This window comes from Pseudoalteromonas sp. H71 (assembly GCF_001468485.1).
GTDB lineage: Bacteria > Pseudomonadota > Gammaproteobacteria > Enterobacterales > Alteromonadaceae > Pseudoalteromonas.
Genome location: NZ_LODI01000025.1, coordinates 1 through 14688 on the forward strand (window position 1 = coordinate 1; position 14688 = coordinate 14688).

11 protein-coding genes and 1 tRNA gene are annotated in these 14688 nt (G+C 40.8%); 5 read left to right on the plus strand and 7 right to left on the minus strand.

Annotated elements, in window-relative coordinates; all coding sequences use genetic code 11:
* Positions 1 to 249 (minus strand): transposase (locus ATS71_RS12350; protein ID WP_058405106.1); only part of this gene is annotated, 249 nt, incomplete at its 3' end.
* Between the two features lie 278 nt (positions 250 to 527).
* Positions 528 to 612 (minus strand) — tRNA-Leu (locus tag ATS71_RS12355).
* A gap of 326 nt (positions 613 to 938) precedes the next feature.
* On the opposite strand from ATS71_RS12355, the gene ATS71_RS12360 reads away from it, so the two are divergent.
* Positions 939 to 1439, plus strand: coding sequence for an RDD family protein (locus ATS71_RS12360; RefSeq protein ID WP_058405107.1), 501 nt, complete (start codon positions 939 to 941; stop codon positions 1437 to 1439).
* 82 nt (positions 1440 to 1521) lie between these two features.
* On the opposite strand, the gene lptG is transcribed toward ATS71_RS12360, so the two are convergent.
* Together lptG and lptF are read right to left on the minus strand one after the other, a co-directional pair.
* Complete coding sequence (gene lptG / locus ATS71_RS12365) at positions 1522 to 2589, minus strand: LPS export ABC transporter permease LptG (RefSeq protein WP_058405108.1); 1068 nt, start codon at positions 2587 to 2589, stop codon at positions 1522 to 1524.
* Entirely contained in the window at positions 2586 to 3698 is a 1113-nt protein-coding gene (gene lptF / locus ATS71_RS12370) for an LPS export ABC transporter permease LptF (protein ID WP_058405109.1), read from the minus strand. Before lptF ends, lptG begins: the two co-directional genes overlap by 4 nt.
* Positions 3699 to 4007: 309 nt before the next feature.
* Between lptF and pepA the strand changes: the two genes are divergently transcribed.
* The 3 genes from pepA (at position 4008) to ATS71_RS12385 (ending at position 9024) form a co-directional block, all read left to right on the plus strand.
* Entirely contained in the window at positions 4008 to 5519 is a 1512-nt protein-coding gene (gene pepA, locus ATS71_RS12375) for a leucyl aminopeptidase (RefSeq protein WP_058405110.1), read from the plus strand.
* A gap of 149 nt (positions 5520 to 5668) precedes the next feature.
* Positions 5669 to 6115 carry a DNA polymerase III subunit chi gene (locus ATS71_RS12380; protein ID WP_058405111.1) on the plus strand — a complete coding sequence of 149 codons (447 nt, stop codon included), beginning with the start codon at positions 5669 to 5671 and terminating at the stop codon, positions 6113 to 6115.
* A 53-nt stretch (positions 6116 to 6168) separates the two neighbouring features.
* Positions 6169 to 9024: a valine--tRNA ligase gene (locus ATS71_RS12385; protein WP_058405112.1), complete on the plus strand. Its 2856-nt coding sequence runs from the start codon at positions 6169 to 6171 to the stop codon at positions 9022 to 9024.
* Between the two features lie 111 nt (positions 9025 to 9135).
* Here the strand turns inward: ATS71_RS12385 and ATS71_RS12390 are convergent, their stop codons facing one another.
* Positions 9136 to 10413 (minus strand): outer membrane protein transport protein, encoded by a 1278-nt coding sequence (locus tag ATS71_RS12390; protein ID WP_058405113.1) that lies wholly within the window; start codon positions 10411 to 10413, stop codon positions 9136 to 9138.
* A gap of 284 nt (positions 10414 to 10697) precedes the next feature.
* Between ATS71_RS12390 and ATS71_RS12395 the strand changes: the two genes are divergently transcribed.
* A complete protein-coding gene (locus tag ATS71_RS12395; RefSeq protein WP_082653626.1) occupies positions 10698 to 11021 on the plus strand; it encodes a hypothetical protein in 324 nt (107 codons plus the stop codon).
* Here ATS71_RS12395 and ATS71_RS12400 read toward each other — a convergent pair.
* On the minus strand, positions 10981 to 12249 hold the full coding sequence (locus tag ATS71_RS12400) for an HD-GYP domain-containing protein (protein WP_058405115.1): 1269 nt from the start codon (positions 12247 to 12249) through the stop codon (positions 10981 to 10983). The two genes, ATS71_RS12395 and ATS71_RS12400, sit on opposite strands and share 41 nt — an antisense overlap.
* A gap of 199 nt (positions 12250 to 12448) precedes the next feature.
* Positions 12449 to 14665: an EAL domain-containing protein gene (locus ATS71_RS12405; RefSeq protein ID WP_058405116.1), complete on the minus strand. Its 2217-nt coding sequence runs from the start codon at positions 14663 to 14665 to the stop codon at positions 12449 to 12451.
* Positions 14666 to 14688 lie beyond the last annotated feature (23 nt).

The window sequence follows — 14688 nt, forward strand, 5'->3', positions numbered from 1 at the left end:
TGCCTCTTGAATGACCTCGGATTTTAGCCGCTCTTCAGCATACATTTTCTTTAAACGGCGATTTTCATCTTCAAGCTCTTTCATTCGTGTCATTAAAGACGCATCCATACCGCCGTATTTAGCGCGCCATTTATAAAAGGTTGAATTGCCCATGCCATGTTCGCGGCACAGCTCAGGAATAGGCACGCCGCTTTCTGCTTGTTTTAAAATGGCAAGGATTTGGTTGTCTGTAAAATGTGCTTTTTTCATAATTTTCTCCTGTGTTTACAATAAGAGAAAATTCTACGCTTGGCTTCTATTATTTTTCGGGGGGATTACCATAGCAGTGCGCTTGAGTGCCACTCGAGTCCGTAATCACAAATTTTAGACATAAAAAAACCCCTGCTAAATCTAGCAGAGGTTATAAAAAGTGGTACCAGCGGCCGGACTTTAACTTATAGCAGCGCACTTGAGTGCCGCTCGAGCCCGTCATCACAAGTTTTAGACATAAAAAAACCTCTGCTAAATCTAGCAGAGGTTATAAAAAGTGGTACCAGCGGCCGGACTCGAACCGGCACTCCTTTCGGAAGGGGATTTTGAATCCCCCATGTCTACCAATTTCATCACGCTGGCATCATTTTTCTTTAACCTTCTAAACACGAGAAGATAAAGAAAAACCACTTTAGAGCTTAGGATTATTTATGTTCCCGCGTCTCTATGCCAAGCATTATACAAACAATAGGGTTAGCAGCAAGCCTTTTATTACATAAGCATGATCAACCGCTTAACATTTAGGCAACTATTAACATTTAAAAATTAAAGCACCATGCAAATAAAGTACTTTTAAAAATACGGATATTGTTTAAACCTAGAGTTAAATGATACCAACATACTATAGCACTTAGTATTTTTGCGCTTTTTTGCTAAACTAGCCACACATTAACAGTGAGAGTATTTTTATGTCGGGTGAGTTTCCACGTGCTGGTTTTTGGCGCCGTTTTGCGTCGCTTATATACGACTCTTTAGTCGTCATTTCGTTATCTATGCTAACCGCTATTTTGTACTTTGCTGCAATCCAAGTGTTAATTTCAACGGGTCTTATTGAGCAAACAGAAGGCCAAGACCCTGCTGCATTTATAGAAAATTCGCCTTTACTAGATGGCATTCGCAGTGCGTTATTTGTGGGCGTTAATGTTATCTTTTTTAGTTACTTTTGGACCAAAAGTGGGCAAACAATTGGTATGCGAGCATGGCGTTTAAGAGTGCAAACTAACGACGGTAATTTAATTAGCTGGTCGCAATCCGTTATTCGCTGTCTTGCCGCGTTACTTGGTTTAGGCAACTTAGTCGTGTTAGTTGATTTTAAAAATAAAAAAGCATTACAAGATTACTTATCTAAAACAGAGGTTGTTGCGCTTTCAAAAGAAGAGAATAAACGCATATACCGCGAGCTCGATTAGCCTGTAAATACATAATGATATAATCATTTAAAAACAAAAAGGGTGACTAATAGTCACCCTTTTTGTTTTTAAATATGAGCGCTTATACCCGTTTATTCATCAAGTAAGTCGCAAAGCCTATAAAAATAACACTAGGCAGCACGGCGCCGATTATGGCAGGTATTTGGTAAACCATTACCACAGGACCAAATATCTCGTTTGTTAAATGAAATACAATGCCTGTAACCACTCCCATGATTATACGTGCGCCCATAGTTACTGTACGTAATGGGCCAAATATAAACGAAAGCGCAACCAGTAACATAACCGCAACCGACACAGGTTGCATAAACTTACGCCAAAGAGCGAGATCGTAAGTACTGGTATCTTGCTCGTTTTGCTCTAAATAACTTAAGTACGACCATAACCCTGTAAACGATAGCGACTCGGGCTTTACAGATACAACCCCTAACTTTTCGGCGGTTAGTTGCGATGGGTAAAACTCTTCTGAATGTAGCTCAGTAGTAATTAACTCATCCGTAATAATGACTTTGTTTACATCACGTAAAAGCCACCCATCTTTTCGGCTAATTGCTTCTTTAGCTTTAGTAATTTGAGTCAGTTCAAGCGAATTATCAAAATAGTACATGTGCAAACCGTTAAGCTTACCGCTTTCGTCCACATCTTCTATATTTATAAAGTTATTTCCATCTTTTGCCCAAACTCCTTTTTGCGCGCTAAACACATCACCGCCATGTATCGCTTGGTTTCGCATTTCTTTTGCACGTAACTGTGCCTCTGGCGCGCCCCACTCGCCAAGCGCCATCATACAAATGGCCATAAACATGGCGGTTTTCATCACCGAACCAATAATTTGCAACCGCGACATACCCGCAGCTTGCATAACCACTAATTCACTATTTGAAGCAAGCGCACCAAGCCCTGTTAAGCCACCAATCAATGCAGCCATAGGAAAAAACACCACTAAATCACCAGGAATACTGTATAACGTATACAGCATGGCTGTGATCAAATCGTAACTACCACGCCCTACCGATTTTAACTGCTCAATAAATTTAATTAAGGTGCTGATCCCAACTAAAACCAACAAGGCAAAGCCTGTCGTTTGTAAAATGCTGCGCCCTAAATACCAATCGAGTGTTTTCATCATGAGCTTAGCTCCCGCTTAGTAACAACAGCTTTAAGCAAAGCACCAATTGGTCGACCTTTAATAATTAATAAGCCACCAATAAATAACGCGCTCAGGTGAATCCACCAAAGCCCAATTGACGGCGGTATTTTGCCATCTTCTATCGCAAATTTAGCGGCATTTAATAAAATAAAATACCCAAGATACAAACTGATAGCAGGTACTAATTTAGCAAATTTACCCTGACGAGGATTAACCACACTTAGCGGCACTGCTAGCAAAGTAAGAAGTGGTATAGAAAGGGGTATAGCGATACGCCACTGCCATTGAGCAATAGACTCAGGGGTGTTAATGGCGAGTAACTGATTAGTTGGCACGGCTTCTAATTTACGGCGTTGATGTTCTATTTCTTGTTCGCGAATTTGCACACTGTAGCCATCAAACTCGGTCAGGTTTAATGCAGCCGTTGTGCCGTCGGTTTCGTATCGTTTTCCATCGGTTAACACTAACTGTTGCTCACCGTTTTGCGCTTCAATTACCACGCCTTGCTCTGCGTATACTAGTCGAGCTAACTCATCGTTATCACTATTTGGCAGCTGTGCAACAAACACTTTGTTTAACTCTTTTCCACCATTCTCAATATTATGGATAAACACTACGGCTTTTTCGTTACCTGTTTCTTGGAAACGACCAGCCCTTAGTGCTGATAGCCCTGCGTCAGCTTTAGCTTGCTCTTTTAATTGATATTCTTGTTCACTGGCCCATGGCGCTAGGTACATAGTTAATGCGCCAGCCAAAAGCGCCAAACCTGCGCTTGATATTAAAGTTACACGCACTACATACCATTCGCTCACACCACATGCTTTTAATACCGTCATTTCGCTATCGGCATAAATACGGCTATAGGCTAAAATAATGCCTAGAAATATACTCAATGGAAGAATCAGCGAGGCAAGCTGTGGTAACTTTAACGCAATCATCGACAGCACTAACTGGGCAGGAATGCTCCCCTCTGATGCGTCACCTAAAATAACCACCAGCTTTTGTGATAAAAAAATGGTCATTAAAGTTAAAAATACGGCGACCTGCGATTTTAAAACCTCAGCGGTCAAATAACGAAAAATAAGCAATGCTCGCCCCTGTTAAACTTAGTATTTCACCACAATAGTGAGTGTCGAATAGTTAAATAGCTATTTTGAACAGTTTATACCGACAAATAGGGTATTATTATAAGCCATCAAAATTAATTATCCTACCTAAGTGCAAGATATAATGTTGCATTAGTAGCCCTTAAGCATATAAAGTTCAATTACACAGTAAGAGTCGGTAAAAATCAGCTAAAATGAGTATTATCTCTACATAAGCTGAGCAGCTAATACTAGAAAATATTATTTTTGGTCTTATTTAATAGCTTAAATGACTCACAATCAGGAGCAACAATGGAATTTAGCGTAAAAAGTGGTAGCCCAGAAAAGCAACGCAGCGCATGTATAGTCGTTGGCGTTTACGAGCCACGCAGGTTATCCCCCATTGGTGAACAACTCGACAAAATCAGTGATGGTTATATTTCAAATCTACTTCGCCGTGGTGACCTAGAAGGGAAACCTGGACAAGTTTTATTATTGCATCATGTCCCTAACGTATTAAGCGAGCGTATTTTACTTGTAGGCTGTGGTAAAGAGCGCGAGCTTGATGACAAGCAATATAAACAAATTATCTCTAAAACAATAAATACCTTAAACGATACAGGCTCTATGGAAGCAGTATGCTTTTTAACAGAGCAGCACGTTAAAGGCCGAGATACTTACTGGAAAGTACGTCAGGCCGTTGAAACAACGCAAGATTGCCTATACACGTTTAATCAGCTTAAAAGTAAAAAAGTAGACCCGCGTCGTCCACTTCGTAAAATTGTATTCAACGTACCCACACGCCGCGAACTCACTATTGGCGAAAGCGCTATTGAGCATGGCTTAGCAATTGCAGCTGGCAGTAAACTATGTAAAGACGTAGCAAACATGCCACCCAATATTTGTAACCCAGCTTACTTAGGTGAACAAGCTCAAGAGCTGGCTACCAATTTTGATAACATCACCGTTGACATTATTGGCGAAGAAAAAATGGCTGAGCTTGGTATGAACTCATACTTAGCGGTTGGCCGTGGTAGTGATAACGAATCAGTGATGTCGGTTATTAACTACAAAGGTGCAAGCGATGATCAAGCGCCAATAGTACTTGTTGGCAAAGGTTTAACGTTTGACTCAGGCGGTATTTCATTAAAACCTGGCGAAGGCATGGATGAAATGAAATACGACATGGGGGGTGCCGCGGGTGTTATTGGCGCAATGCGCGCACTGGCACAAATGCAGTTGCCTATAAACGTAATAGGTATTTTAGCGGGTTGTGAAAACATGCCAAGCTCAAATGCTTATCGCCCTGGTGATATTTTAACAACGATGTCGGGGCAAACGGTTGAAGTACTTAACACCGATGCTGAAGGCCGTTTAGTATTATGCGATGCGTTAACTTACGTTGAGCGTTTTGACCCAGATACAGTCATTGACGTAGCAACACTAACAGGTGCATGTATTGTTGCATTAGGTGCGCATGCAACGGGTTTGCTTGCAAACCATAACCCCCTTGCCCACGACTTATTAAAAGCGTCTGAGCAAAGTGGCGACCGTGCATGGCAACTACCGCTATGGGACGACTATCAAGATCAACTAGAAAGCCCATTTGCTGATTTTACCAATTTAGGTGGCCGTGCGGCTGGCACAATTACTGCGGCGTGTTTTTTATCTAAGTTTACCAAAAAATATAATTGGGCACATTTAGATGTAGCAGGTACTGCATGGCGAAGTGGTGCAAATAAAGGCGCTACTGGCCGCCCTGTTCCTATGCTAACTCAGTATTTATTAAACAGAGCGGGTGTAAGCGAAGCAGCGCAAGATTAATTACCTATTTAGCTAAAAATAAGGCGCCACACGGCGCCTTATTTATTTGTGTATTAATTGAAGCAAACCCCGTTATATGGCAAAATCTGCCTCTTAATTTACGTGTATTAACCTAGTACACATTCAATGTCATGGGAAAGCCCGATACAATGAACATGAACGCTAAATTTTTCGTTCTAAAGCAACAGGATGAGTCTAAAGCTCAGGCTGATGATCATTTTGCTTTGGCTGCACAAGTTGCAGCCGATCAGTATCGAAATGGGCAACGTGTCTTTATTTGTGTAAACGACAACGAAACCGCCTGCGCCATTGATGAAATAATTTGGGCATTCGACCCAGACAGTTTTGTACCACACAATTTACAAGGTGAAGGCCCCAAAGGCGGAGCCCCTGTAGAAATTGGTATTACGCCACCTGTTGGCAACCGAAAAGTTTTAATAAACTTGGCCACCCAATTACCGGATTATATTCGTCGATTTAACCAAGTTTTTGATTTTGTCCCCGTAGAACCTGCTGCTAAACAAGCAGCCCGCGAGCGTTTTAAAAAGCTACGCCAACTCGGTGCCAATCTCACCACGCAAGATATTAATAGCTAGCCACTCTGGCAAACTAACCAACTAATTTAAGTACTTATTTAAGGTTCTGTGTAATGGATAAAACCTACAATCCGCAAGATATTGAACAGTCTCTATATCAAGACTGGGAACAAAAAGGCTACTTTAAGCCATCTGGCCAAGGCGTACCGTATTCAATTATGATCCCGCCGCCAAATGTTACTGGTAGCTTACACATGGGCCACGCCTTCCAAGATACAATAATGGATACCCTAACGCGTTTTAAACGTATGCAAGGTAACAACACATTATGGCAAGTAGGTACTGACCACGCAGGTATTGCAACGCAAATGTTGGTTGAGCGTAAACTGCATGCTGAAGAAGGTAAAACACGCCACGATTTAGGCCGCGAAGATTTTATAAATAAAATCTGGGAATGGAAAAACGAATCGGGCGGCACAATTACTAAGCAGCTTCGTCGCCTTGGCGCATCAGTTGATTGGGACCGTGAACGTTTTACGATGGACGATGGCCTATCTGAAGCAGTTAAAGAAGTATTTGTTCGTCTTCATAAAGAAAACCTAATTTACCGCGGTAAGCGCCTCGTAAACTGGGATCCAAAATTACACACCGCTATTTCAGACCTTGAAGTTGAAAACAAAGACAAACAAGGCCACATGTGGAACTTACGTTACCCATTAGCCGATGGCGTTAAAACACAAGACGGTAAAGACTACATTGTAGTGGCTACTACGCGCCCAGAAACCATGCTAGGTGACTCTGGTGTTGCTGTAAACCCAGATGACGAGCGCTACACAGATTTAATTGGTAAAGACATTTTATTACCTATCGTTAATCGTCGTATTAAAATTGTTGCCGATGAACATGCCGATAAAGACAAAGGCACGGGATGTGTAAAAATAACCCCAGCGCACGACTTTAACGATAATGAAGTAGGTAAGCGTCATCAAATGCCGATGATAAACATTTTCGATAAAGACGCCGCAATTTTAACGCAAGGTGAAACATACACCTTTGACGGTAAAGAGCTTGAACTTGATGCGCCAATTCCTGAGCGCTTTCATGGCCTTGACCGTTTTGCTGCACGTAAAGCAATTGTGGCTGAATTTGAAGAACTTGGCCTACTTGAAAAAATTGAAGACCATGGCCTAACCGTTCCTTACGGCGACCGCTCTGGTGTAGTAATTGAGCCACTACTAACCGACCAATGGTATGTACGTGTTGCGCCACTTGCTGAACCTGCAAAAGCCGCAGTTAAAAACGGCGACATCCAATTTGTACCTAAGCAATACGAAAACATGTACTTTTCGTGGATGAACGACGTACAAGATTGGTGTATTTCACGCCAGCTTTGGTGGGGTCACCGCATTCCAGCTTGGTACGATAGCGAAGGCAACGTATTTGTTGGTCGCGACGAAGCAGAAGTGCGCCGCGATAACAACATTGCAGATGATGTTGCGCTAAGCCAAGACGAAGATGTACTTGATACGTGGTTCTCATCTGCACTGTGGACGTTCTCAACGCAAGGTTGGCCAGAAAATACCGATGATTTAAAAACCTTCCACCCGTCTGACGTGTTGGTAACAGGCTTTGATATTATCTTTTTCTGGGTTGCGCGCATGATCATGATGACGCTGCACTTTATAAAAGATGAAAACGGCAAGCCACAAGTGCCGTTTAAAACCGTGTATGTAACGGGCTTAATACGTGACGATAACGGCGATAAAATGTCTAAGTCAAAAGGTAACGTGCTTGACCCACTAGACATGATTGACGGCATTGAGCTTGAAGACTTAGTACAAAAGCGTACTGGCAACATGATGCAGCCTAAACTTGCTGCAAAAATCGAAAAAGATACCCGCAAAGTATTCGCAAATGGTATTGAAGCTCACGGTACCGATGCACTTCGCTTTACCCTTGCTGCGATGGCATCTACTGGTCGTGATATTAACTGGGATATGAACCGCCTTGAAGGCTACCGTAACTTCTGTAACAAATTATGGAACGCAAGCCGTTACGTATTAATGAACACAGAAGAGCAAGACTGTGGTTTTGCAAGCGATGCTGAAAAAGAGTACTCACTTGCTGATCGTTGGATTTTAGGCCAATACGAAGCAACCGTTAAAACCTACACAGAGCACCTTGATAACTACCGCTTTGACTTAGCCGCTAACACGCTTTACGAATTCACGTGGAATCAATTTTGTGATTGGTACTTAGAACTAACTAAGCCGGTACTATTTAAAGGCAGTGAAGCACAACAGCGCGGTACGCGTAATACACTAATTACCGTGCTTGAAAGCTTACTGCGTTTAATGCACCCAATGATGCCATACATCACAGAAACAATTTGGCAACGTGTTGCACCACTTGCAGGCCTTGAAACTACAGGCACTAGCATTATGGTACAAGGCTTCCCTGTTTATAATGAATCAAGCGTTGATGCACAAGCAATGGACGATTTAGAGTGGGTTAAGCAATTCATTTTAGCTATTCGTAATATTCGTGGTGAAATGGATATTAGCCCAAGTAAACCGCTTAGCGTATTACTTGCTAACGCATCGAGCGACGATGTGCGCCGTATTGAAGAAAACAAATCATTCTTGGCATCACTTGCGAAGCTTGAAGAGTTTACAATGCTTGAAAACAAAGACGACGCGCCAGCATGTGCAACCTCTTATGTTGGCAACCTTGAAATTATGATCCCCATGGCGGGCTTAATTGATGTAGAAGCTGAGCTTGCACGTATTAATAAGCAACTTGAAAAAGCTGAGAAAGGCTTAGCACAAGTGCAAAACAAACTAGCGAACGAAAAGTTTGTAAACAATGCACCTGAAGCGGTACTTGCTAAAGAAAACGCTAAATTAGCTGAATTCACCGATGCTAAAACTAAGCTACTTGAGCAAAAAACTAAAATAGAAAGCTTATAAACTTTCATAAAATGCCTATTAACATCATTTAATGGGTATTAAAAAAGCCGCTCACTTTAATAAGTGAGCGGCTTTTTTGTGCCCTGTGATTAACCACAAGGCACTTCTACATTAAAACGTGTAGTTGTACTGCGCGCCAATAAGCGTAGCATGACCTTTAGACTCAAAAGACCACTGCGAGCCTAAGTTGTCTTTTTCAGTGTAGTTTTGTGTTTTACCACGAATAATACTTACGCCTAGATCAACGTTTGAGTTTTTATCGATGATATAGTTACCACCAAAAGAGAACCAAAAACGGTCTGTATCAGGAATAGAGATTGATAAATGCTGTTGTGATACAGGTGACTCGTCAAACGCAATACCTGCACGCAACAATAGGTTTTCGTTGTACTGGTAGTCAGTACCTACTGAGTAACGAAGCGCGTCAGAGAAGTCTTCTGTTTTTTCAAATGCGCTAAACTTATCACCCGTAGGCGCAGTTACTTGCGCTTCTAATGAATCAAAGCTGCTCCAACCGGTCCACAATACACTGTAGTGTAGGCCTAGCTTTTCATCTAACTGGTGCGAACCAGAAAACTCAGCAATAGCAGGTAGCGTGATTTCAACCGAACCTGGAAGTTCAAGTTGTCCGTCTAATCCACCAGGAATAAATGCAGAAGGTAGCTCGTTTGAGTATTCACCTTCAAAAGTGATGTCAGTTTCTGTGCGGTAGTTAAAACCAAAACGGCTGTTTTCGTCTAATTGGTACATTACACCAACATTTAAGCCGTAACCAATATCGTCACCTTCAAGGTTTACTGCATCTGTTGAGGCAGGGATTGGTAACGCAGATGCACCAAACTTGCGAATAATTTTAGCTTCTGCATAAATTGCATTTAAGCCAATACCAAAGCTGAACTGCTCGCTTACTTTATAGGCAACGCTTGCGTTCATATTTACGGTTACAATTTCTGTTTCGCCCGCAATTTGACCTGCCGCGTAATCGTCATCAAATTTTGTCGCTAGACCAAAGTTAGCAAATGCACCAAAACCAACTGATACTCTGTCGTTTACTGGCATGGTGAAATACGTAGCTGGAATAACAGCGCTAGGAGCAATGCTGTCGTCATCTAATGCGTTCGCGTCAATGCCATTGTTTGTGCCAGTGCCTTCAAGGCTCACGTCTGGAACAACGGCAATAGCAGCAACACTTAGTTGCTTATCTTTAAATACAGTCATTAAAGCAGGATTACGTGCAACAACAGACGCGTCGTCTGCAATAGATGCTTCACCAGCATAGGCACGGCCTAAACCTGATGCGTTTTGCTCAGCTAGTTGAAACGCAGCTGCAAAAGAGTCAGCTGAAACAAATGCAAGCGAGGCTGCGATAAGCGTTTTAGAAAATTTCATTGTTGTGTCCTTAACCAAACTCACTGTTTGGGTAGCTATGTGTGTTGTTACTTATGTTCAAAACCCGGCTACACTACATTAATTTTTATAAAAAAACTTCATGATCACACCAAAAACACCTAAAAAACACGTTTTTTAACTACATTTTAACAACTATTTAAAACTCATCGGACAAGAAATATGTTATTAGAGTAATTGCTCTAAATGTAATTAATTATCATTTAGATTGACATAAAATACACTGCATTTTAAACTCTTTTTAAAATAACCAAAGGTTTAAAACTGTGCTGATTGTTCTAATTATGGTGGGTCTTCTTTTTTGCGGAGCCAGTGTATTTTTCTTTTATAAGGCAAATTACTGCGCATGCACACAGGCCGGGCAATGCGATAACCCTGTTAATCGTTACTGGTTGGGGGCTATGTTAAGTGCTGCTGTATCGCTCATATTTTGCTGCTTAGCCCTTCACGTAGAGCTTGGCACTTTGTTGTGGTTGGTACTAATGGGAAGTTGTTTTTTAGGCGCGTTTATATCGGCTCAGGCAAACCAAAAACGCCAATGCACTAAAACTAAACGAGCAGATGATCTTTTAGTAAACGAGATAAATTAATTTGATAATCCATCGGCTTTACACTCGCTAAAATTTTAAGCTCTTGGTTGTCAGTACTCAAATCTATATCTTTAGGCGTTACGTGATGATTATGCTTTGCATTGTAAAATAATTTAACTTTTGGCTTTATAGGGTTTTGGGTGTTTCCCTCTAACACGATAGCCAAACGCTCGTTAGTTAATTTCACAATACTTCCCACAGGGTGGACTCCTAAACACTTTATAAAGCGCTGCACTAATTCAGCATCAAATAGCGTGTTATTAGCCAACAAATGGCGTAATGCATTAATAGGTTCATCGCCTTCTTTGTATAGCTTATCAGCCGTCATCGCATCATATACATCAACAATAGCCATGATACGCGCAGCACGACTCAGCTTTTTTTCGTCAACACCTCTGGGGTAACCAGAGCCATCTAATCGTTCATGGTGATTTACTATCATGTCCAACATGACTGGCGTTACACCCTCCTCCTCTTTTGCTAATATCAGCCCTTGCGATACATGCTTTTTTACCGCACTCATTTCAAAATCAGTTAATTTAGAAGGCTTTGAAAGTATACCTTGCGGTATTTTAGCTTGGCCTAAATCATGGAGTAATGCGCCCATTGCCAATTGCTGGACAACCCCTTGCTTGTACCCTAAGTATTTAGCAAACACCGCGGTAAAAATGGCGCAGTTAATCATGTGTCGCCAGTTATAATTATGCTTGTCTTTTACGCGAGTAAGTATGGTCATAGCGTTAGTATTACGAAAAACAGAGCTAACTATCTCATTAGCTATTTCATCAAGTACTTTTACATTGACGGCCATGCCTGCAGTTATATCACCATATAACGATTTTAATTTTTTGCTGTGGCGCTCGTAACCTTCGCTTGCTGAAGCAAACTCTTGCTCAAGGGTTATACTTGCGGGAGTATTTACAGGTTTTGATTTAACCTTGGTAGACTTTGTATTTGTTTGGTCATTTAGCTTTGTAGGCGCTGAGTTTTTATTTTTTGCAGGCGACTTGGGAGTTGGCTTGTACTTAGCAGGAATGGCTGCATCGCCTTTAGTAAAATCAATTAATAGCTCAAGCACACCTTCTGTTGCTAAACGTTTTATTATTGATTTTTCACGAACCAAACCACTGGTTTTTATTTTTATTCCATTAACACCTTCATGCTGCTTAGTTACGCTATCGACATACATGCCGGGAACAAGTTCAGTGATAGGTAAAGTAATAAGCATAGAGGTTTTTAAAATAGGTAATTAAACACCATAGATAGCATTTTACACCTCTAAAAGTCTAACATTTGTTTCATTTACGTTAATAAATGACTATAAAGGATTGCTTATAACCCACTTAAAAAACACATTTAAATAAATATATAACACAATAAGATAAGTGGTTATGATCAAGCCGCTCGAAGTTAAATGTGTTTATAACTTAGAAAAGTTTCTCAATTGGCTGCGGTTTATGCACTGCATAACCCTGTGCGTAATCTACACCCATTTCTAATAGGATTTGCTTAATTTGTGAAGTTTCGACAAACTCAGCAATGGTTTTCATACCCATAACGTGGCCAATTTCGTTTATTGATTTTACCATTGCATGATCAAACGGATCGACCGCTATATCTTTAACAAAAATCCCATCTATTTTAAGGTAGTCAACCTTGAGATTTTTCAGGTACCCAAATGATGATAACCCACTACCAAAGTCATCTAGTGCAAAGCGACACCCTAGCACTTTTAATTGGGTAATAAACTTACTAGCAAGTTCAAGGTTCGAAATTGCGGCTGTTTCGGTTATTTCAAAACAAATTTTTACACTGTGCTCCCCCAATAGCTTGAGTTGCTCTGTAACGAATTTTAAAAAATCCTCATTAGTAAGTGACTGCCCAGAAAGGTTAATAGACAAGAAATTAACCCCTTTGAGAAAGTTAGGGTTATTTAGAATCATCTTAAATGCGTTTTCAATCATCCAACTATCTACTTTAACAATCAGTTGATAGCGCTCTGCAGGAGGTAAAAAAGCGCCGGGTGGAATTATACCTCCTTGCTTATCGACCATGCGCAATAGCAATTCATAATGTTTATTTTTATCGCAAGCGAGTGGCTCAATTAATTGTGCGTATATTTTAAAGCGGTTTTCATCTATTGCATCTTGAACTCTATTTACCCACTGCATCTCGCCTTGGCGCACTGCGAGCTCTTCGTCATCATCATAATGAACATGAATTCTATTTCGTCCCTTCTCCTTTGCTATATAACAAGCAACATCAGCTAACTTTAGCACCTCTGTAAAATCCACATATTTATCGGTAATTTGGATCAACCCCATGCTTACACCTATACGAAAGCTGCGACCTTCCCAAACAAATCGATAATCCTCTATTTCCTTTTGAATTAAGCTAGTTACACGATGGGCGTTATCAAATGAGCAATTTTCCATTAACACGGCAAACTCATCCCCTCCCAAGCGAGCTACCACATCTGTTTTTCTCACTACTTTTTGCAATAAAGACCCGAGCTGACGCAGTAACTCATCGCCAGCTAAATGACCACAGGTGTCGTTAACCACTTTAAATTGATCAAGGTCCATGTAACATAAAGCATGATCAACTCGTTTTTCAGCCGGTACTGATAATAAAAGCTCAACGCAACGCTTAAACTCTCTTCTATTTGCTAAACCAGTGAGTGAATCATGAGATGATTGGTAACTGAGTTTCTCTTCTGATTTTTTCCTTGCCGTTATATCTACATGGGTGCCAACTAAACGAGTAATTTCACCTTCCTCACTTTCAACAACAAAAGCACGAGATAAAATATTTACATAGCTACCGTTTTTATGGCGCATTCTAAACTCAGCTTCATAGTGCTTAGTTTTAGATTCCATAAATGAATGGATTTTAGCAACTGTTGGAGCTAGATCGTCAGGGTGAACAAGCATTTCCCATGTAGCAAAACTATTTGTAAGCTCGTCCTCTTCATAGCCCAACATCGATTTCCATCGCGGTGAGTAATACATTTTTTCGTTAGCTATATCCCAATCCCAAAGCCCATCGTTAGCGCCCTTCATGGCTAAACTTAACCGCTCTGTGTTTGCTGAGGCTTTTTGTTTTTCGCGTATGAGCTCTTTTTTTTGCTGCTCTAGAGAAAGGGTTAATTCAGTAATGACATTGGATAAATCTCGTATTTGGTCATTTTGATGCTCAAGTTCAGTAATATCATAAAAAATATTTAAAATAATACTGGCTCCCCCATTTTGTAAGGGGACGGCACTGCCAAGTACAGTACGTTTAAACCCATTTTTGCACTGTATAGTTAGCTGCATTGGCTCAAAACGAGTATTCATTTTTTCTGAATCGATACGTTTTTTTTGCCACGAGCGGAGCACACACTCACGATAATGATTGTTGGGAAGTACTTTGACCCACCATGCATCTAATGTGGAGGTTTCGCTTGCCCCATAACCATACAAATTAACGAACGCATCATTGGCATGAATTATAGTGCTTTTAACGTCACTCAATACAAATGGAACCGGAGAGGTGTTAAATATAGTTAAAAATAAATCATTAAAACACGTATTTTTTTCTAACTCAGATATTTTGGCATATGCCTTTTCTAGATCAAATTTAAGCTGCTCAATACTATCCATTTACTGTATTTCCCAAAAATACG